The organism is Dactylosporangium sp. NPDC006015 (assembly GCF_040614215.1).
GTDB lineage: Bacteria > Actinomycetota > Actinomycetes > Mycobacteriales > Micromonosporaceae > Dactylosporangium > Dactylosporangium maewongense.
This window is the reverse complement of sequence record NZ_JBEXUD010000067.1, coordinates 1-18,105: the sequence shown is the minus strand read 5'-3', so window position 1 is coordinate 18,105 and position 18,105 is coordinate 1. Positions and strand designations below refer to the sequence as shown.

The following is an 18,105-nucleotide window of genomic DNA, read 5'->3' as shown; positions in this document are numbered from 1 at the left end:
CCGCACCGCCGGCCGTGTGATGATGCGGCGGTGCAGCCACCGCCACCGCCACGACCGTCCAGGGTCTTCCGGGCCAACGACATCGCCACCGGCCGCGCCGTCCTGGACGGCTACCCCTTCCGGTACATCGTCATCGGCCCCTCCATGTCGTTCTCGACCGCGATCGGCGCCGCCGTCAACCCCAGCGCCGGCCAGAACGCCCTGCTCGACGAGGTCCTGACCGCCGTGGAGTACCTGGAGACCCGTGGCTGGGAGCTCGTCAGCATGGACCAGGGCTTCGTCGCCTGCCTCCGCCGCGTCGCCCGCTGAGCCCCGGCCCGCGGCTCAGGTGCGGGCGGGCAGGTCGAGCTGGGGCCGGGACTGCCACAGCGCCCAGTCGGAGCTGATCGCGCCGGCCGCCCGCTGCAGGTGCGGCAGGTGCCGGTCGAGCAGCGTCTTGGTGGTGGTCTCCGCGGAGTTGACCGTCACGTTCATCGCCGCGCGGACCTCGCCGCGGCCGTCGCGGATCGGCACGGCGACGGAACGGATGCCGGGGGCGAGCTCGTTGTCGGCCACGGCGAAGCCGCGCGCGTTGACCTCGCGCAGCATGGTGTCGAGGGTGGCGCGGCTGTGCCGCACCCACGGCTCGATGCCCGACCGGCTGGGCGTGGCGAGGACCTCGTCGAGCCGCGCCGGGGGCAGCGCGGCGAGCAGGACCTTGCCCTGTGAGGTGACGGCCGCGGGGAAGCGGGTGCCGATCTGCACCCGCAGAGCGATGATCTTCGGTACGGCGACCCGGGCCAGATAGACGATGTCGGAGCCGTCCAGCTGGGTGATCGAGGAGGACTCGCCGGTGGCGGCCACGAGCCGCTCCATGTGCGGGCGGGCCATGTCCCACAGCGAGAGCGCACCCACATACGCCATGCCGAGCTCCAGGACCCGCGGGGTCAGCTCGTGGCCGCCGGCCGTGGCCCGCACGTAGCCGAGCTCCTCCAGGGTCAGCAGGATGCGGCGGGCGGTGGGGCGGGCCAGGCCGGTGGCGGCGGCGACCTCGGCGAGCGTCATCCTGGGGTGGTCGGCGTGAAACGCGCGGATCACGTCCAGCCCGCGGGCCAGGGCCTCGATGAAGTCCGGTCCTTCTCCGCGCTGTGCCATCGCCGCCTCAAGGTGTTGTGATTGATACGCAGAGCGAGACTAACCCGAGCCCGCACCGGTCACGGGACGACCACCAGGCGCCGGGGCGCCTGCCCGGCCGCCTGGGCGGCCCACGCGGGGCCGATCTCGGCGAGGGGAACCGCGTCGTGCTCGACGACGAGCCGGCCGGCGGCCGCGTGGTCCGCAAGGTAACGCATCGTGGCGGCCTTCTCCGCTGCGCTCAGCTCCGTGTTGGTGTAGCCGAGGATCCGCAGCGACCCGCTGCGCAGCGTCGCGGAGTCCAGCGGCGCCACCTCGCCCGCGGCGCTGCCGAGGTTGACCAGGCGACCGCCGCGGCGCAGGGTGCGCAGCGCGGCCGCGGCCGGGGTCCCGAACAGCGGGTCGAGCACGAGGTCGACCGGGCCGTCGGTCACGTCCTGGAGGCGGCGGGCGAGGGTCGCCACGTCGTCGGCGTCGTGGATGGCGACCACTGCGTCGGCGCCGAGGCGGTGCGCGCGGTCCCGGGCGGCCGCGGACCGGCAGGCGGCGATGACCCGCCGCGCGCCCGCGAGCCGGGCGAGCTGGATCGCGGCCTGCCCGACGACCCCGCCGCCGCCCAGGACGAGGACCTGCTCGCCGGGGTGCAGCGCGCCCCGCCACGTGAGGGCCTGCCAGGCGGCGACCGCCGACAGCCCGAGCGCGGCGATGAGCCGGTGGTCGGCGCCCGCGGGCAGCGGCACCACGTCGGCCGACGGCACCGCGACGACCGAGGCCATGCTGCCGTCACCGGGGCGCATGCCCGCGTCGGTCGGGAACCACACGGCGGTGCCGTCGTCGAGGGTGCCGACGCCCTGCACCCCCGGCACGTACGGCACGGCGGGCGCGCCGAAGTACGAGGTGCCGGAGGCGCACAGCACGTCGAGCGGCGTGATGGGCGCCGCGGTCACCGTGACGGTCACGAGGCCGGCCGAAGGCACCGGAAGCGGTCGCTCGACGACGAGCGGCGGCGAACCGCAGCGGACGATGGTGGCGGCGCGCATCAGGTGGCGATGTCCGGGTAGGGCAGGTCGAAGTGGGCGAGCCGGGCCGCGTACTGCTTCTGGAAGGCGAGCGGCTCGTCGTGGTCACGTTCGAACATCGCGATGAACAGCGTCAGCGTCAGGAACGGGTGGGCGCCGAGGGAGAACAGTGCCACGTAGTCGTGCCCGGTCAGCGCGGCCCGCTCCTCGTCGGTGAGCCGCTGCCAGGTGCCCGCCTCGCCGGTGTGGCCGTTGAGCAGCGCGTTGGCGAGGTTCGCCTCCCACCAGGCAACCGTCCCCTGTGCATCGTCGCGGTAGCGCTCGACCAGGGAAGGATCTCTGTCCACTGTGTACAGGAACTTGTTCAGGAGGTATTTCGTCATGACAAAGCTCCTTCCGGGTACCAGGTGAAGTAGGCCTCCATCGTGTGGAAGAGGTCGTAGGTGTCGACGTAGTCGGCCTTCGCGCCGTCGCCGGCGACGCCCATCATGAGCATGAAATCCATGAACCCGTGGGTGGCATTGCCCGGCGCATGCAGGCTGTCGAGGGTCACCTCCGACAGGCAGCCGTCGAGGTCGCCGTTGGCGATCCATTCCACGGCCCGCCGGTCGAACTCGGGGTCGGGGCCGTGCGGGCCGAACTGCCTGGGCCCGCCGAGCTCGAGGGAGAGGTGCCCGGTGCCGATGACGGCGACCCGCAGGTCGCTGGGCCACGACTCGACGAGCTCCCGGATGGTCCGGCCGAGCTGCACGAACCGCTGGGGGCGCGGCAGCGGCGGGGCGAAGATGTTGGTGTAGATCGGCACGATGGGCAGGTCCGCCTCGGGCCGCAGGGTGATGATCGGGCACGTGATGCTGTGGTCGATCCGCAGCTCGTTGCTGAAGGCCAGGTCGAAGCCGGCGTCGAGGCCCTCGCGCAGCACGTGCGCCGAGAGGTCCTCATGGCCGCGCAGCGTCATCCGCGGCAGGCCGAACTCGCGCTCCTCGTTGTACCAGTTGGCGTCGTAGAACGGTGCCTTGCCGACGAGGAACTGCGGCATGTTGTCCAGCCACAGCTGGTGGAAGTGGTCGGAGCCGACCATGACGAGGACGTCGGGCCGGGCACGGGTCAGGGTCTCGCGGAACGCGGTGACCTTGCGGACCCACTCGTCGGCGAACGGCGGGCGGTCCTCGCCGGTGGAGGTGCTGGCCTTGTAGTAGAACGGATGATGGGTCGAGGCGATGACCGCGACTACCTGGGCCATGGCGCCGGTCCTTTCATTCGGGGGTGACGTAGCGGGCGTTGCGGTCGACGGTGCGGTAGATCGACAGGCCCAGGCCCGTGCGCTGCTCCTCGGCGAGGTGCCCGAGCAGCCCGGCGGCCCGCGCGAGGAGCGCGAAGCCGCGTAGCATCGTCACCGGCAGGCCGAGGTCGGCGAGGGCCGCGCCGCAGACCCCGGCGCCGTTGAGCGGCAGGGTCCTGCCCAGGACCGCGGGGTGGACCCGGCCGATGGCCTCGAACAGGCGCAGGTGCGGCCCTCGTACCCCTTCCTCCTCGGCGATCCGGATCAGCACCGGGGTGCGCGGGTCTTGGACCTTGTGCACGGGGTGGCCGAGGCCGGGCACGAGCAGCCCGGCGGCGCGGCGGGCGGTGATCGCGGCCACGGCCACGGCGTCCCAGTCGGCGGTGGCCGCGTCGACGTTCGCCAGGGTCTGCTGCAGGAACACGCCGCAGTCCTCGGTGACGCCGAGGAAGCGGGAGCCGCCGCCGAGCAGCCCGGCGGCGAGGGCGCCCTGCAGCGCCTCGGGCGCGCTGGCGTAGGTGACCCGGGCGGCGATGGCGGTGGGCGTGAACCCGTGGTCGGCGAGCGCGACCAGCACCGCCTCGAAGACCCGCGTCTGCGCCGCGGACGGCCGGTGGCCGGCGACGAGCCAGAACGCGAGCTCCCCGAAGCCGACCTTGCCCATCAGGTCCGCGGCCAGGTCCTGGCCGAGCAGCGTGATGCGGTCGGCGGAAGAGGTGCCGATACCGGTCGGGAAGCTCAGTTCTTCAGCCATTGCCGGATCTCCTCGCCGTGTTCGTCCAGGCCGGGCGGCGGCAGCTCGTAGCGCGGCGGGGTCGCCGACAGCGTGATCGGGTTGCGGATGCCGGGCACGGCGCCGGCCTCGACGACGGGGTCCAGGCCGAGCGACGCGGCGAGGGCGACACCGCCGTCGACGGTGTTGATCGGTGCGCACGGCACACCGGCGGCCATCAGCTCGTCGAACCACTCCTGTTTGCCCTTGGCGCGCAGCCGCTCCACGAGCAGCGGGCGCAGCGCCTCGCGGTGCGCGGTGCGGTCCTGGTTGCGCTGGAAGCGGGGGTCGTGCAGGAGTTCTTCGCAGCCGAGCACCGCGCACAGCTTGCGGAACTGCCCGTCGTTGCCGGCGATGACGATGAGGTCACCGTCGGCGGTGGGCAGCGGCTCGTAGGGGAACAGGCTCGGATGCGCGTTGCCCATCCGGAACGGCACGGTGCCGCCGGCGACGTAGCCGCTGCTGTGGTTGACGAGACCGGACAACGCCGACGACAGCAGATTGACCTCGACGTGCTGGCCGGCGCCGGACGCGGTGCGGTGGTGCAGCGCGGCGAGGATGCCGATGCCCGCGTGCATGCCGGCCATCACGTCGAAGACGGAGATCCCGGCGCGGAACGGCGGGCCGTCCGGGTCGCCGGTGAGGCTCATCAACCCGGAGACGGCCTGCACCATCAGGTCGTACCCCGGCATGGCCGCACCGGAGCCGGAGCCGAAGCCGCTGATCGAGGCGTAGACGACGGCGGGGTTGACGGCCGCGACCGAGGTGTAGTCGAGGCCGAAGCGGCGCAGCCCGCCGGGCTTGAAGTTCTCGATCAGGACGTCGGCGCGGGCGGCGAGGGCCCGCGCGGTGGCGAGGTCGTCGTCGTCGCGCAGGTCCAGGGCGATGGAGCGCTTGTTGCGGTTGATGCCCAGGTAGTAGGTGGCGACGCCGTCGCGGGTCGGCGGCATCCACGTGCGGGTGTCATCGCCGCCCGGCCCCTCCACCTTGATCACGTCCGCGCCGAGGTCGGCGAGAAGCATCGTGGCGTAGGGCCCGGCGAGGATCCGGGAGAAGTCGGCGACCAGCAGCCCGGCGAGTGGTCCGCGATTCCGTTCCGGTGCCGCCATCAGCTCCCTCTCGTCCGTCAAGCGGACAATCGTCCGCCAAATCAGTCTCGTCCCGGCTTCTTCTGGTGTCAACCAGGCTCCTGTCGGCGTTTGCGGCGTCGGTACGACTGCCGCTGCGGCAATCCGGACGCCTTGACAGCACCCGTGACGCGGCACACACTTTCGCCGACCGCTATACGGACTCTTGTCCGGAGGGAGTTGACAGCGATGGACGCAGTGCTGTTCCGCAACGGTCTGGTGCTGACGATGGACGACGCACACACGGTCCTGCCCGGCGCCGACGTCCTGGCCGTCGGCGGACGCATCGCCGAGGTCGGCGTCGGCCTCACCGCACCGCCGGGCGCCACCGAGATCGACGCCACCGGCGGCATCGTCATGCCCGGCATGATCGACACCCACCGGCACCTGTGGCAGACCGCGATGCGCGGCTACGGCGCCGACTGGACCCTCACCCAGTACTTCGTCTGGTACTACCTGGAGTCAGGCCGCCACTTCCGCCCCGAGGACATCTACGCCGGCAACGTCCTGGGCGCGCTGGAGGCGCTCGACGCCGGCGTCACCACCACCGTCGACTGGTCGCACGGCCTGCAGACCCCGCAGCACGCCGACGCCGCCGCCGACGCCCTCGAGTCGGTCCCGGGACGGTTCGTGCTCGCCTACGGCAACATCCAGCAGGGCCCGTGGGAGTGGGCGACCAGCCCCGGCTTCCGCGACTTCGTGGAGCGGCGCATGCGCGGCAGGCTCGGCTTCCAGATGGCGTTCGACGTGACCGGCGACCCGGCGTTTCCGGAGCGGGCCGCGTTCGAGGTCGCCCGCGAGCTCGACGTGCCGGTCACCACGCACGCCGGCGTGTGGGGCGCCACCAACGACGACGGCATCCGGCTCATGCACGAGCACGGGTTCATGACCCCGTCGACGATCTACGTGCACGCCGCGACGCTGTCCGGCGACTCCTACCAGCGCATCGCCGCGACCGGCGGCTCGGTGTCGGTGTCGACCGAGAGCGAGCAGAGCGCCGGGCAGGGCTACCCGCCCACCTGGCAGCTGCGCGACCACGGCATCCCGGTGTCGCTGTCGATGGACACCAGCGTCTGGTGGAGCGGTGACCTCTTCTCCGCCATGCGCGCCACCCTCGGCGCCGACCGCTCCCGGGAGCACCTGCAGGCGCACGGCCGCGCCGAGACCGTCACCCACGTGCACCTGCGCGCCGAGCAGGTCGTCGACTGGGCGACCCGCGGCGGCAGCAGGGCCCTCGGCCTCGACGGCGTCGTCGGCAGCCTCCAGCCCGGCCGGGCCGCGGACGTGGTGCTGCTGCGCAACGACGACTCCCCCGTGATGTTCCCGATCCTCAACCCGTACGGTCACGTCGCCTTCCAGGCGCAGCGCGGGGACGTGCACACCGTGCTGGTCGACGGCCGGATCGTCAAGCGCGACCACAAGCTCGTCGGCGTCGACCTCGGCAAGGCCCGCGCCGACGTCGAGCGGACCGTCGAGCACCTCATCGCCACCATGGGCCCCGACGCCTGGCGAAAAGGCATGAACCCGGACATCCCGGCGACGAAGATCCTCGACAACCCCTACACGTACACCGAATGGACGAACACCTGACGTGCCACCCGTCCGGTCGGCCGCGGTGGCACGTTCCGGGGATTCGAGCGATCTACGGCGTGCCTAACGTTCTTTCCGGCAGCACACCACGACTTCCCTGAGGCGGGCGACAATGAGCGAGTACGACGACGGCACCCAGCTCGACCCCGGCTACACCGGCGACGAGCAGCCCGACACGTACGGCGGCGACGGCGGCACCGACTACGGCCAGTACCAGACCGGCCAGGACCACCAGTCGCTGGACCAGCTGCACCAGGTCGACGCCAGCGAGAGCAGCTACGACAACCAGTTCAACGTGTACGAGCAGGACCACGCGGCCGCCGAGTCGACCTCCTTCGACCAGGGCCACCAGGTGTCCTACACCGACCCGAGCGGCGCGCGGTACGAGGAGTCGGACTTCACCTCGTACGACCACACCTCCGCCGAACAGGACCACGTCTTCGCCGCAGAGGGCAGCGAGTCCTCGCACCAGGCCGAGCTCTCCACGCTGGACTCCCTGCGCGAGCAGCTCGACTCCGCGTTCACCTCGCTCACCGAGGGCCACATCGGCGGCGGCAACCCCGAGACCGGCAGTGCCGGCCTGGGCGTCGCGTCCAACTGACCGTTCCACGGCAGGCCGCCCCGCGCTTCCGGGGCGGCCTGCCGTCGTTTCAGTGCACCTCGGCGGGGTCCAGGTTGGAGACCGCGGTGTCGAGCATGTGCTGGACGTGCTGGAGCGCGCGGGAGGTGTACGTGCCGGACTCGCGCGCGTCCAGCAGCGCGGCGTGCGCCGACTCGAGCAGCAGCCGGTGCAGCTCACGGCGCTGGTGCGCGAGGTCGCTCTCCTCGGGATCCTGCGGCCGGGTGAGGGCCTGCCCGATCGCGGCGTTCTCCCGGCGGGCCGCCTCGAGCGCCTCCTCGTCGAACAGCGCCCCGCTGGCCTGCCGCAGGTCGGGGTTGTCCAGCACGTCCTCGCCCTCGGCGGTGATCTCGCCGATCAGCCGGGCCAGCTCGCGCCGGTCGGCCTCGGCGTCCGTGCCGGCGATGCGCAGCCGCTTGATGAGCACCGGCAGCGTCGCGCCCTGCCCGAGCAGTGTCACGATCGCGACGGTGAACGCGATGAGGATCAGCTGCGAGCGGTGCGGGACGCTCTGCGGCAGCGACTGGGCCGCGGCGAGCGTGACGACGCCCCGCATCCCGGCCCAGGCGAGCGCCGCGCCGCCCCGCCAGCCGAGGCCCTCCGTGGTCAGGTAGGCGTCGTCGGCCTGCCGGCGGCGCACCAGCGACGCGACCCACCCGGCCCGCCGCGCCGACTTCGGCGACTCGTGCTGCCGCTCCGTCAGCTTCGTCAGGATGCCCTGCAGGCGGTCCTTGCGGGCGCGGGCGCGGCGCTGGTCGTGGCGCAGCATCGCGGTCAGCGGCGCGACGAACATGACCCGCAGCAGCACCAGCAGGGCGGTCACGGCCAGGCCGATGCCGACGGTCACGGCGACGTCGTCCTCGCCGTGGTGCACGTCACCGACGACGGTGACGATCTGGTACCCCATGAGCAGGAACACGCCGTTGTCGAGCAGCAGCTGGATGGTGCGCCAGTTGGTGCGCTCGCTGATGCGGTCCTGCGCGGTGAAGTGCCGCGCGCTCTGATGCCCGGTCACCAGCCCGGCGACGACGACGGCGAGGACGCCTGACGCGTGGATCTCCTCCGCGGGCACGAACGCGAGGAACGGCACGATGAACGAGATGGCCGTGGTCAGCACCGGCTCGGCGAGCTTCGCCCGGATCCACACGGTGAGCAGGCCCGCGACGAGCCCGATGACCAGCCCGCCGGCGACGGCGAACGCGAAGTCGCCGAGCACGTCCCACGCCGACACGACGCCGGCCGTCGCGGCGACCGCGGACCGCAGCAGAACCAGGGCGGTCGCGTCGTTGATGAGCCCCTCGCCCTCCAGCACGATGACGAGCCGCGGCGGCAGGCCCAGCCGCTTGCCGATCGAGATCGCCGCGACCGCGTCGGGCGGGCTCACGACCGCGCCGAGCGCGATCGCGGCGGCCAGGCTGAGGTCCGGGATGAGCGCGTGCAGCAGGAGCCCGACGGCGAGCGCGGAGATGACGACGAGCAGCACCGACAGCCCGCCGATCGCCTTCACGTTGCGCCGGAAGTCGGTGGTGTGCACGGTGACCGCCGCCGAGTACAGGATCGGCGGCAGGACCACGGTCAGGATCAGGTGCGGGTCGACGTTGACGTTCGGGACGAACGGGATGTAACTGACCCCGATACCGACGACGACGAGCGCGATGGGCACGGCCACACCGACGCGTGGCGCCACTTTCGCGACCGAGACGATGGCGAGAACCGCCGCTATGGCGAGAAGCCCGTGCTGGAGGTGCATGCCACAGTCTGTCATGGGCCCAGCTGGCATCATGAGTGCCATGACCACCTGGCAGGACGTCGAGCGGGCCGAGCCGGAGTTCGCCGGCCGCGTGCGGGGCCTCTTCGACGCGCACAAGCACAAGACGATCGCCACGCTCCGCGCCGACGGCTCCCCCAGGATCTCCGGCATCGAGGCGCAGTTCGCCGATGGCGACCTGGTCTTCGGCTCCATGCCCGGCGCGCGCAAGGGCGCCGACCTCCGCCGCGACCCGCGCTTCGCCCTGCACAGCGCCACCGTCGACCCCGTCGACGGCGCCGAGGCCGACTGGCCCGGCGAGGCGAAGATCACCGGCCGCGCCACCGCCACCGAGGGCGAGAAGGGCAGCGACCGCTTCGTCGCCGACATCACCGAGGTCGTCCACACCCACCTCGACCCGAAGGCCACCCTGCTCGTCGTCGAGTGGTGGACCCCGGCCCACGGCCTGCGCCGGGTCGAGCGCGAGTAGCCGGTCGGGGCGGCACCCGAGGTTCACGACCCGGGGCTACCATGGCGGTCCTTCGGGGGCGTGGTCCGGACACACCTGCAGAGAGGGAACTGCCATGAGCGAATCTGTCGAGACCCGGGGCGACCAGCGCGACGAGCTGCTCGCCGTCGACACGAACCAGGACGGGGTGGCGGACGTGCTCGCCATCGACACCGACGGCAACGGCAAGGCCGACCTGTTCCAGCTCGACAGCGACGGGGACGGGCAGGTCAACGTCACCATGGTCGACCTCGACGAGGACGGCGTGATGGACGTGAAGGTCGACGGCGACGGCGGGCACCCCCTCGCCGGCTGACCGCGGACTGTCCGAGCCGTGTGCCGGGGCGCGCGAACGCCCCGGCACCCGTGGGTCAGGACGAGCAGGTGTTGAGCATCGTCTGCAGCGCCGACTTCTCCGACGACTGGAGCTTCAGCGCCCAGTAGTACTTCACGGCGATCCACATCTTCGCGTACGTGCAGCGGTACGACGACAGCGACGGCTGCCACGTCGACGGGTCCTTGTCGCCCTTGGACTGGTTCACGTTGTCGGTGACGGCGATCAGCTGCGGGCGGGTGAGGTCGTTGGCGAAGCTCTGCCGCTTCGCGGTCGTCCAGGAGCTCGCGCCGGAGCGCCACGCCTCGGCCAGGGGCACCACGTGGTCGATGTCGACGTCGGATGCGGCGGTCCAGGTCGCGCCGTCGTACGGGGAGTACCAGCGGCCCGAGGTCGCCGCGCACGAGCTGCTGGTGACGACGGACGTGCCGTCGCGCTTGAGGACGGTCTCGCGGGTGTCGCACGCACCGCTGATGGTGATCCAGTGCGGGAACAGGTCGCGGGAGTAGCCGCTGCTGGAACCCTCGGTGGCGACGGTCAGCGCGGTGAGCCAGCTCTGTGCGGTCGCCTTGGACGGGATCCCTGACGGGGCCGCGTGCGACGGGGCGCCCAGGACGAGGGCGGCGAGCACCCCGGCCAGCAGCGCGGCGATCAAACGGGACGGTCGGGTCATTCCAGCTCCGATCAGACGGTAAGGCGGCGTGGCTTCGCCGCCGCCAATATCGACGATCACCAGTGTCTGGTGCGACCGCCGCCGCGTGAACATCCCGTGGCCGTCCTACGACGGGACAGATGGTCGTTTGCCCCTGAACGACCGCGGCGGTTTCAGCGCCGTTTCAGCGCCGGGCGGCACGGTTCTCGATGCGCGCCGCCAACCCGGGCGGCGCCACGACCGACAGGAACCGATCATGTTCACGTTTGCCCGCCGCATGCTGCTCGCTCTGGTCCTCGGCGCCGGCCTGGCCGCCGCGCCGGTCGCCGCCGCCCACGCCGACACCGCTCCCGTCTGGAGCTCCTGGGACGTGGCACACAGCGGCCAGTGCATGGATGTGCCCGACTGGGGGACAGCCAACAAGCTGCAGCTGCAGCAGTCGCCGTGCAACGGCTCCACCGCCCAGCTGTTCGACCTGGAGCCGGTCGGCACCGAGGGCTTCTACCTGATCCGCAACTACAACAGCGGCAAGTGCCTCGACGTCCGCGACCGCAGCAGGTCCAACAACGCGGCGGTCCAGCAGTACACCTGCCACGGCGACCTGAACCAGCAGTGGTTCAAGATCGACATCCTGACCGTGCCCGGCTACTTCCACTTCGTCAACCACAACAGCTGGAAGTGCCTGACGGTCAAGGACGGCAGCATCCTCGCCCTGGCCAAGCTCGTCCAGTACGACTGCAACCCCGGCAACGTCACCACCCACCAGGCCTGGCGCTGACCTCCGAACCGCACCGGCGGCACGCCGGCCCTCCCCCGAGGGCCGGCGCGCCCGCGCATCCGCGCCCGGGAGCGACCAAGGACACGGCAAGGCCGCCGGCCCGGGTGGGACGGCGGCAGCGCCGAGGTGGGAGGGGGTCACATGCCGTCGCCGGACCAGGCGCCTCTGGAGCGGGAGCGGACGGGGAGCGTGGAGATGACCGGGGCCTCGTGGGTGTGGTAGTTCTCGGCGTTGCCGCCCCACTTGATCCATTCGTCCGTGGTGTACCAGTTGATCAGCTCGCCGTCGGAGCGGATGATCCAGTCGATCTCGGTCTCGGCGATGAAATGGCCGTGCTTCACGCCTGCGGGGCGGAAGCAGTAGGTGCCTTCGTCGATGTCGCCGAAGTTGTAGGCCATCTTGCCGCTGAGCGTGTAGAACTCCTCGTAGCACGGGTGGTGGGCGAGGCGGTGGTCGCTCCAGCCCTTCGGCGCGCGGATCAGCCGGGTGTAGAAGCCGGTCACCGGGTCGCGGTGCAGCAGCTTGATGTAGAGCGGCGTGAGCGGGCCGACGGTCGGCGCCGCCACCCAGTCCATCGCGTTGGAGTCGATGATCGACGGCGCGCCGTCGGCCCGGCGCGGGCCGTCGGGGTCGAAGCCGGCGTCGCCGTACTCGCGCCAGTGCAGCACGTGGCTGCCCTCGCGGATCTTGATCCAGTCCATCGGCACGCCCTTGGGCACCTGGAGGTAGCCGCCCGGTCCGACCTCGGTCCCGCCGTACACCAGCGAACCCGACACGACGTAGAACTCGGTGTCGGCGTGCGGCACGCCGGGGCCCCGTCCCCAGTCGGCCGGGAACTGCAGGGACAGCGACGACGAGCCGTCCTCCTCGTCGGTGGACAGCCGGCGCTCGACGGCCTTGCCCTCCCCGAACGGCAGCTCGGCCGCGTGCCAGATGTAGTCGTCCTCGTGGATCAGCTCGACATGTGCCCTCAACCCGCGCTCCTCAGCTCTCGTTTCAGCACTTTGCCAGCCGCGTTGCGGGGCAGCGCCGCGATCGGCCGGATCTCCTTCGGCACCTTGTGTCCGGCGAGCCGGCCCCGCAGGTGCTCGCGCAGCGCGTCGGGCCGCAGCTCGGTCCCGGGCCGCACCACGACGTATGCGACGACCCGCTCGCCCCACCGGTCGTCGGGCTCGCCGACGACGGCGGCCTCCACGACCGACGGGTGCGCGGCCAGGGCCTCCTCGACGTCGCGCGGGTAGACGTTCACCCCACCGGTGATGATCAGGTCCTTCTTGCGGTCGACGATGGTGATGTACCCCTCGTCGTCGACGACCACGACGTCCCCGCTGGTCAGGAAGCCGTCCGCGGTGGTGCACTCCACGGTCGCCGCCGGGTTGTCGAGGTAGCCGTTCATGAGGAACGGCGACCGGCTGAACAGCTCCCCCGCAGTGCCGCGGGGCACCGGCACGCCGTCGTCGTCGACGACCCGGATCTCGGTCATGAACCACGGGTGCCCGACGGAGCCGGCCTTGCGCCGCGCGTCGGCGGGGCGCAGGTTGGTGATGACGCCGGCCTCGGTGGAGCCGTAGAGCTCGTGCACGCCGACGCCGGGGAACGCGGACAGGACCCACTCCTTGAGCGCGACGGGCAGCGCGGCGGCGTTGAAGTACAGCGTCTCGAGGCTGCGCAGGTCGTGCCCGGCCAGGCCGAGCTCGCGCAGCCCGACGGCGTGCGTCGGCACCAGGAACACCGACTGCAGCCGGTCGCGCTCCACCATCGCCAGCAGCGCGCCGGGGTCCCACGCGCGCAGCATCGACACCGTCCCGCCGGTGAAGACCGACGCGTAGGCGAACGCGAACCCGGCGCCGTGATACATCGGCGCGACCGCGACGGTGCGCCGGCCCGGCCCGAGACCCCATTCGAGGGCGGTGCAGTAGAAGGTCAGGCAGCGCGAGCGGTGACTGATGAGCACGCCCTTCGGCGCGCCGGTGGTCCCGGAGGTGTACGCGATGCAGAACGGGTCCTGTTCGCCCACCGGGACCCACGGGTCGGTCCCCGCGGCGCCGGCGAGCACGGCCTCGTAGTACGGGCCGAGCGGCAGCGTGAAGCCGACGTCCACCGCGCGGTCCTCGAGCGCGGGGTCCAGGATCAGCGCCCGCGCGCCGGAGTGCCCGGCGATGTAGGTGGTGTCGGCGGCGGTCTGCCGCGGGTTCAGCGGCACCATCGGCAGGCCGGCCTTCGCCAGCCCGGCGGCGATCTCGCAGTATTCGAGGCGGTTGCCGGACAGCACCGCGACGGGGTCACCCGGTCGCAGGCCGACGGCCAGCAGCGCGTTGGCGAGGCGGCTCGCGCGGTCGTCGAGGGCGGCGTAGGTGAGCGTGCGGTCGCCGTCGATCACCGCGACGGTGCCCGGGGTCGCGCGGGCGAACTCCCGCACGCCGTTGGCGATGTTCAGCTGAGCGCCAGTCACGGCGTAATGGAAACACCGTTTCCATTCTCAATCAAGGGTCCGGCCGAGCATGGCCGGCACCTGGATGCCGAGCCGCGACCCGATCCAGGTCCCGGTGGCGGCGAGCGCGGGCAGGTCCAGCCCGGTCCCGACGCCCATGCCGTGCAGCAGGTACGTGAGGTCCTCGGTGGCGATGTTGCCGGTCGCCCGCGGCGCGAACGGGCAGCCGCCGATCCCGCCGATGCTGGCGTCCAGCGTCGTGATGCCGGCCTCCAGGGCGGCGACGGCGTTGGCGTAGCCGGTGTTGCGGGTGTTGTGGAAGTGCGCCCGCAACGGCACGCCGAGCGCCCCCAGCTCCGCCGCGAGGGTCCGCACCTGGGTGGGCACGCCGACGCCGATCGTGTCGGCGATCGCGATCTCGCGCGGGCCGCTCTGGAGCGCCGAGGCCGCGATCCCGAGCACGCGGTCCACCGGCACGGCACCGGTGAAGGGGCAGCCGAACGCGGCCGCGATGGTCAGCGAGGCGGGGATCCCCGCGGCGGCGACCTCGTGCCACACGTCGAGGGCCTCCGCCGTGGTGGTGCCCTGGTTGCGGCGGGAGAACTCGTCGGAGGCGACCACCACCATGTTGACCTCGTCCACCCCGGCGGCCAGGGCCCGGTCCAACCCGCGCCGGTTGAGCACGAGGCCGATGTACGTGACGCCGGGCCGCCGCGGCACCGCCGCCATCACCGCCTCGGCGTCGGCCATCTGCGGCACGCGGCCGGGGTGCACGAACGCGACCGCCTCCAGACGGCGGATGCCGGCGTCGAGGGCGCGCGTGATGTAGTCGACCTTCACCTCGGTGGGCAGCAGGACCTTCTCGTTCTGCAGGCCGTCGCGCGGGCCGACCTCGACGATCTCCACCATGGCCAACGCACTCCCGGTTCCTCTAGCGAAACAACGTTTCCCAACCGTACACTGCCGAACCATGGGTGGTCCGCTGTCTGATATCCGTGTCCTGGAGACCGGGACGCTGCTCGCAGGCCCGTTCGCCGGGCAGCTCCTCGGCGACTTCGGTGCCGAGGTCATCAAGCTCGAAGACCCCGGCAAGGGCGACCCGATGCGCGAGTGGGGCCGGGAGAAGCCGCACGGGCAGTCGCTGTGGTGGCCGGTCGTGGCCCGCAACAAGAAGTCCGTGACCTGCAACCTGCGCACCGCCGGCGGGCAGGACGTGGTCCGGCGGCTGGTCGCGTCGTCGGACGTGCTGGTCGAGAACTTCCGGCCCGGCACCCTGGAGCGCTGGGGCCTCGGCTACGCCGAGCTGTCGGCCATCAACCCGCGGCTCGTCCTCGTCCGCGTCACCGGCTACGGCCAGACCGGCCCCTACGCGCCGCGCGCCGGCTTCGGCTCGATCGGCGAGGCGATGGGCGGCATCCGGCACGTCACCGGCGAGCCCGACCGCCCGTCCAGCCGGGTCGGGGTCTCCCTCGGCGACGCGCTCGCCGGCACGATGGCCGCCTACGGCGCGGTCATGGCCGTCCACGCGCGGGCCCGGACCGGTCGCGGGCAGGTCGTCGACTCCGCCATCTACGAGGCCGTGCTCACCTACATGGAGTCGCTGCTGCCCGAGTGGGTCGTCGCCGGGTACCAGCGCGAACGCACCGGCGCGATCCTGCCCAACGTGGCGCCCAGCAACGCCTACCCGACCGCCGACGGGGTCGACATCCTCATCGCCGGCAACCGCGACACCGTGTTCGTGCGCCTGTGCGAGGTGATGGGCCGCCCCGATCTCGCGCTGGACCCGCGCTACGCGACGCACGGCGCCCGCGGCGCCAACCAGCAGGAGCTCGACGACCTGATCGCGGCCTGGACCGCCACCCTGCCGGCGAACGAGACCCTCGCGTTGCTGCATGCGGCCGGTGTACCGGCGGGCAAGATCTACCGGCCGGCCGACATGCTCGAAGACCCGCACTTCGCCGCCCGCCAGTCCATTGTGGACGTCCCGCACCCCGACTTCGGCGCGCTGCCCATGCAGGCGCCGGCGCCCCGACTGTCGGACACCCCGGGCTCGATCCGCTGGGCCGGCCCGGCGCTCGGCGAGCACAACGCCGCCGTGTACGGCGAGCTGCTCGGCCTGTCCGCCGACGAGCTCGACAAGCTGCGCGCGGACGGCGTGATCTGATGTCGCTGGACGATGACTACGTCGGGGCCGGGTTCTCCGCCCGGCTGGGGTGGGGGGCGCGGCCGGCGCTGCTGCTCGTCGACCCGGTCGTCGCCTACCTGTCGCCGTCCTCGCCCCTGTACTGCGCCACCGCAGCCGACGCCCTCGCCGCGATGGCGTCGCTGCTGGCGTCCGCCAGGTCCGCCGGGCTGCCGGTGGCGTTCACCGCCGTCGGGTTCGCCGACGAGACCTGCTCCGAGGCGCCGCTCTTCGCCGCCAAGGTGCCGGGCCTGCGGGTATTCGCCGACGGCTCACCGCTCGCGGCGCTGCCCCCGGAGCTGGCGCCGCTCCCCGGCGAGCTGGTGCTCCGCAAGCACTACGCGAGCGCGTTCGCCGGGACCGCGCTCGCCGCGTGGCTGACCGCCGCCCGCGCCGACACCGTCGTCATCGGCGGCTACTCGACGTCGGGCTGCGTGCGGGCCAGCGCCGTCGACGCGCTGCAGGCGGGCTTCCGGCCCATGGTGGTGCGGGAGGCGTGCGCCGACCGCGCCCCCGGCCCGCACTCCGCGAACCTGTTCGACCTGGACGCGAAGTATGCGGACGTCGTCTCCCTGGATTCGGCGCGGCGCGCCATCGCAGGATGAGGTTCGATGTGAGGCGCTTCCGGACCGCCCTTGGGGATGCGCATCGTTCGTTAAACAACTGGGGTGGATCGTAACAGCCGCCTGCCGTCGCTCACCGGACTGCGCTGGGTTGCCGCGTTCATCGTCTTCGGCCAGCACCTGCTCGAGCAGTACTACAACCCGCAGCTCGTCGCCCCGAAGCCCGTCAGGTCCGCGGTCTGGGCCCTGCTCGCGCACGGCGGCGGCCTCGGCGTCTCGTTCTTCTTCGTGCTGTCCGGCTTCGTGCTCGCCTGGTCGTTCCGGCCCGGCACGCCGACGACCACCTTCTGGTGGCGGCGCTTCACCAAGGTGTACCCACCGGCGATCGTCACCACCGTGGCGGCGGTCTTCATCGTCGGCGGCGCCGGCCCGCTGCAGCTGGCCACCCACCTGACCCTCACGCAGAGCTGGCTACCGCGCCGCGACGTGTACACCGCGCTCAACATCGTCAGCTGGTCGCTGTCCTGCGAGGTGTTCTTCTACCTGTGCTTCCCGCTCCTGCTCGCCGGCCTGCGCCGGCTCGGGCCGGCCGGGCTGTGGGCGATCGCGGTCATGATGGTCGAGTGCGTCGCCGCCCTGGCCACGAACCTCGTCCACGCCTCGCACGACACCGCGGGCTGGGTCGGCTACGTCCTGCCCCCGGTCCGCATGGCGGAGTTCACGCTCGGCGTCACGGTCGCGCTGCTGGTCCGCTCCGGCGCGTGGCGCGGCCCCGGCCTGCGCTGGTCCCTGGCGCTGGTGCTCCCGGCGATGGTCGCGGGCCTGTTCGCGCCCTACCCCGTCAACGAGCACGCCCTGACCCTCGTCCCCGTCACCTGCGTCGTGGCCGCCGCCGCCCGCGCCGACCTGTTCGGCCGCAAGACCTTCTGGTCGCGGCCCGCCATGGTGTACCTGGGAGAGCTGTCCTTCGCGTTCTACCTCGTGCACTTCCTGGTGATCATCGGGTTCAACCGCACCGGTCTGCTCCCGCACCAGGCCGGCCCGGCCCAGGCCCTCGTCGCGACGGTGTCGGTGCTGTGGTTCAGCCTCATCGCCGCCGTGCTGCTCCACCACGGCGTCGAGCTGCCCGCCCTCCGCCTGATGCGCCGCACCGCCTCGGCCCCCGCCGCCGGCCGCCACCGCCGCATCGCCCTGACCTCCGCGCCCGCCGTCCCGAGGCAACGCCGGGAGCTGCCGGCCCACGCGGTGCCGGCCCAGCGCGCCTCCACCACCAGACCGCGATCGCGCGCCCGGCACGCGCTGTAGCCGCCCCGGCCCGGGTCAGGGCGGGTCGGTCGCCGTCGTCGACGGGTGGAGCGCGCGGAGGCCGGCGACCGCGAGCACGGCCG

General features: G+C 72.3%; 20 protein-coding genes. 9 read left to right on the top strand and 11 right to left on the bottom strand.

Features of this window, described 5'->3' with window-relative positions:
- Positions 1-30: 30 nt before the first annotated feature.
- Entirely contained in the window at positions 31-309 is a 279-nt protein-coding gene (locus ABZ321_RS53710; protein WP_344498712.1) for a hypothetical protein, read from the top strand.
- Between the two features lie 15 nt (positions 310-324).
- On the opposite strand, the gene ABZ321_RS53705 is transcribed toward ABZ321_RS53710, so the two are convergent.
- Genes ABZ321_RS53705 through ABZ321_RS53680 form a run of 6 tightly spaced genes read right to left on the bottom strand, consistent with a single transcriptional unit; the run spans position 325 to position 5,316 of the window.
- Positions 325-1,134: an IclR family transcriptional regulator C-terminal domain-containing protein gene (locus ABZ321_RS53705; RefSeq protein WP_344498710.1), complete on the bottom strand. Its 810-nt coding sequence runs from the start codon at positions 1,132-1,134 to the stop codon at positions 325-327.
- Positions 1,135-1,193: 59 nt separating this feature from the next.
- On the bottom strand, positions 1,194-2,153 hold the full coding sequence (locus ABZ321_RS53700; protein ID WP_354904136.1) for a zinc-binding alcohol dehydrogenase family protein: 960 nt from the start codon (positions 2,151-2,153) through the stop codon (positions 1,194-1,196).
- The gene (locus tag ABZ321_RS53695) at positions 2,153-2,515 is read right to left on the bottom strand and encodes a hypothetical protein (RefSeq protein WP_354904134.1); all 363 of its coding nucleotides are present in this window, start codon (positions 2,513-2,515) and stop codon (positions 2,153-2,155) included. The genes ABZ321_RS53700 and ABZ321_RS53695 overlap by 1 nt, the downstream gene beginning before the upstream one ends.
- Positions 2,512-3,375, bottom strand: a complete 864-nt coding sequence (locus ABZ321_RS53690; protein ID WP_354904133.1) for an extradiol ring-cleavage dioxygenase — start codon at positions 3,373-3,375, stop codon at positions 2,512-2,514. Before ABZ321_RS53690 ends, ABZ321_RS53695 begins: the two co-directional genes overlap by 4 nt.
- 13 nt (positions 3,376-3,388) lie before the next feature.
- Positions 3,389-4,168 carry a citryl-CoA lyase gene (locus ABZ321_RS53685; RefSeq protein ID WP_354904131.1) on the bottom strand — a complete coding sequence of 260 codons (780 nt, stop codon included), beginning with the start codon at positions 4,166-4,168 and terminating at the stop codon, positions 3,389-3,391.
- Complete coding sequence (locus ABZ321_RS53680; protein WP_354904129.1) at positions 4,153-5,316, bottom strand: CoA transferase; 1,164 nt, start codon at positions 5,314-5,316, stop codon at positions 4,153-4,155. Before ABZ321_RS53680 ends, ABZ321_RS53685 begins: the two co-directional genes overlap by 16 nt.
- A gap of 186 nt (positions 5,317-5,502) precedes the next feature.
- Between ABZ321_RS53680 and ABZ321_RS53675 the strand changes: the two genes are divergently transcribed.
- Both ABZ321_RS53675 and ABZ321_RS53670 read left to right on the top strand, forming a co-directional pair.
- Positions 5,503-6,903: an amidohydrolase family protein gene (locus ABZ321_RS53675; RefSeq protein WP_354904128.1), complete on the top strand. Its 1,401-nt coding sequence runs from the start codon at positions 5,503-5,505 to the stop codon at positions 6,901-6,903.
- A gap of 112 nt (positions 6,904-7,015) precedes the next feature.
- Positions 7,016-7,504, top strand: coding sequence for a hypothetical protein (locus ABZ321_RS53670; RefSeq protein WP_344498695.1), 489 nt, complete (start codon positions 7,016-7,018; stop codon positions 7,502-7,504).
- Between the two features lie 49 nt (positions 7,505-7,553).
- On the opposite strand, the gene ABZ321_RS53665 is transcribed toward ABZ321_RS53670, so the two are convergent.
- Positions 7,554-9,272: a sodium:proton antiporter gene (locus ABZ321_RS53665; protein ID WP_344498693.1), complete on the bottom strand. Its 1,719-nt coding sequence runs from the start codon at positions 9,270-9,272 to the stop codon at positions 7,554-7,556.
- A gap of 40 nt (positions 9,273-9,312) precedes the next feature.
- Here ABZ321_RS53665 and ABZ321_RS53660 point away from each other — a divergent pair, with 40 nt between their 5' ends.
- The gene (locus ABZ321_RS53660) at positions 9,313-9,759 is read left to right on the top strand and encodes a pyridoxamine 5'-phosphate oxidase family protein (protein WP_344498691.1); all 447 of its coding nucleotides are present in this window, start codon (positions 9,313-9,315) and stop codon (positions 9,757-9,759) included.
- A 94-nt stretch (positions 9,760-9,853) separates the two neighbouring features.
- Positions 9,854-10,093, top strand: a complete 240-nt coding sequence (locus ABZ321_RS53655; protein ID WP_344498689.1) for a hypothetical protein — start codon at positions 9,854-9,856, stop codon at positions 10,091-10,093.
- A 55-nt stretch (positions 10,094-10,148) separates the two neighbouring features.
- Here ABZ321_RS53655 and ABZ321_RS53650 read toward each other — a convergent pair whose 3' ends face one another.
- Positions 10,149-10,784: an HNH endonuclease family protein gene (locus ABZ321_RS53650; RefSeq protein WP_344498687.1), complete on the bottom strand. Its 636-nt coding sequence runs from the start codon at positions 10,782-10,784 to the stop codon at positions 10,149-10,151.
- 235 nt (positions 10,785-11,019) lie between these two features.
- Here ABZ321_RS53650 and ABZ321_RS53645 point away from each other — a divergent pair, with 235 nt between their 5' ends.
- Positions 11,020-11,541, top strand: a complete 522-nt coding sequence (locus ABZ321_RS53645; RefSeq protein WP_344498685.1) for an RICIN domain-containing protein — start codon at positions 11,020-11,022, stop codon at positions 11,539-11,541.
- Between the two features lie 137 nt (positions 11,542-11,678).
- Here ABZ321_RS53645 and ABZ321_RS53640 read toward each other — a convergent pair whose 3' ends face one another.
- The 3 genes from ABZ321_RS53640 to ABZ321_RS53630 are packed head-to-tail and all read right to left on the bottom strand — an operon-like array spanning position 11,679 to position 14,881.
- On the bottom strand, positions 11,679-12,515 hold the full coding sequence (locus tag ABZ321_RS53640) for a DUF4437 domain-containing protein (RefSeq protein ID WP_344498683.1): 837 nt from the start codon (positions 12,513-12,515) through the stop codon (positions 11,679-11,681).
- Positions 12,512-13,993: an AMP-binding protein gene (locus ABZ321_RS53635; RefSeq protein WP_354904126.1), complete on the bottom strand. Its 1,482-nt coding sequence runs from the start codon at positions 13,991-13,993 to the stop codon at positions 12,512-12,514. The genes ABZ321_RS53640 and ABZ321_RS53635 overlap by 4 nt, the downstream gene beginning before the upstream one ends.
- Before the next feature lie 27 nt (positions 13,994-14,020).
- Positions 14,021-14,881, bottom strand: coding sequence for a hydroxymethylglutaryl-CoA lyase (locus tag ABZ321_RS53630; protein ID WP_344498678.1), 861 nt, complete (start codon positions 14,879-14,881; stop codon positions 14,021-14,023).
- Between the two features lie 61 nt (positions 14,882-14,942).
- On the opposite strand from ABZ321_RS53630, the gene ABZ321_RS53625 reads away from it, so the two are divergent.
- The 3 genes from ABZ321_RS53625 to ABZ321_RS53615 all read left to right on the top strand — a co-directional run bounded on the left by ABZ321_RS53625 (position 14,943) and on the right by ABZ321_RS53615 (position 18,022).
- A complete protein-coding gene (locus tag ABZ321_RS53625) occupies positions 14,943-16,136 on the top strand; it encodes a CoA transferase (protein ID WP_354904125.1) in 1,194 nt (397 codons plus the stop codon).
- The gene (locus ABZ321_RS53620) at positions 16,136-16,759 is read left to right on the top strand and encodes an isochorismatase family protein (protein WP_344498674.1); all 624 of its coding nucleotides are present in this window, start codon (positions 16,136-16,138) and stop codon (positions 16,757-16,759) included. Before ABZ321_RS53625 ends, ABZ321_RS53620 begins: the two co-directional genes overlap by 1 nt.
- Positions 16,760-16,822: 63 nt before the next feature.
- Positions 16,823-18,022 (top strand): acyltransferase, encoded by a 1,200-nt coding sequence (locus tag ABZ321_RS53615; RefSeq protein ID WP_354904124.1) that lies wholly within the window; start codon positions 16,823-16,825, stop codon positions 18,020-18,022.
- The last annotated feature ends 83 nt before the right edge of the window (positions 18,023-18,105 follow it).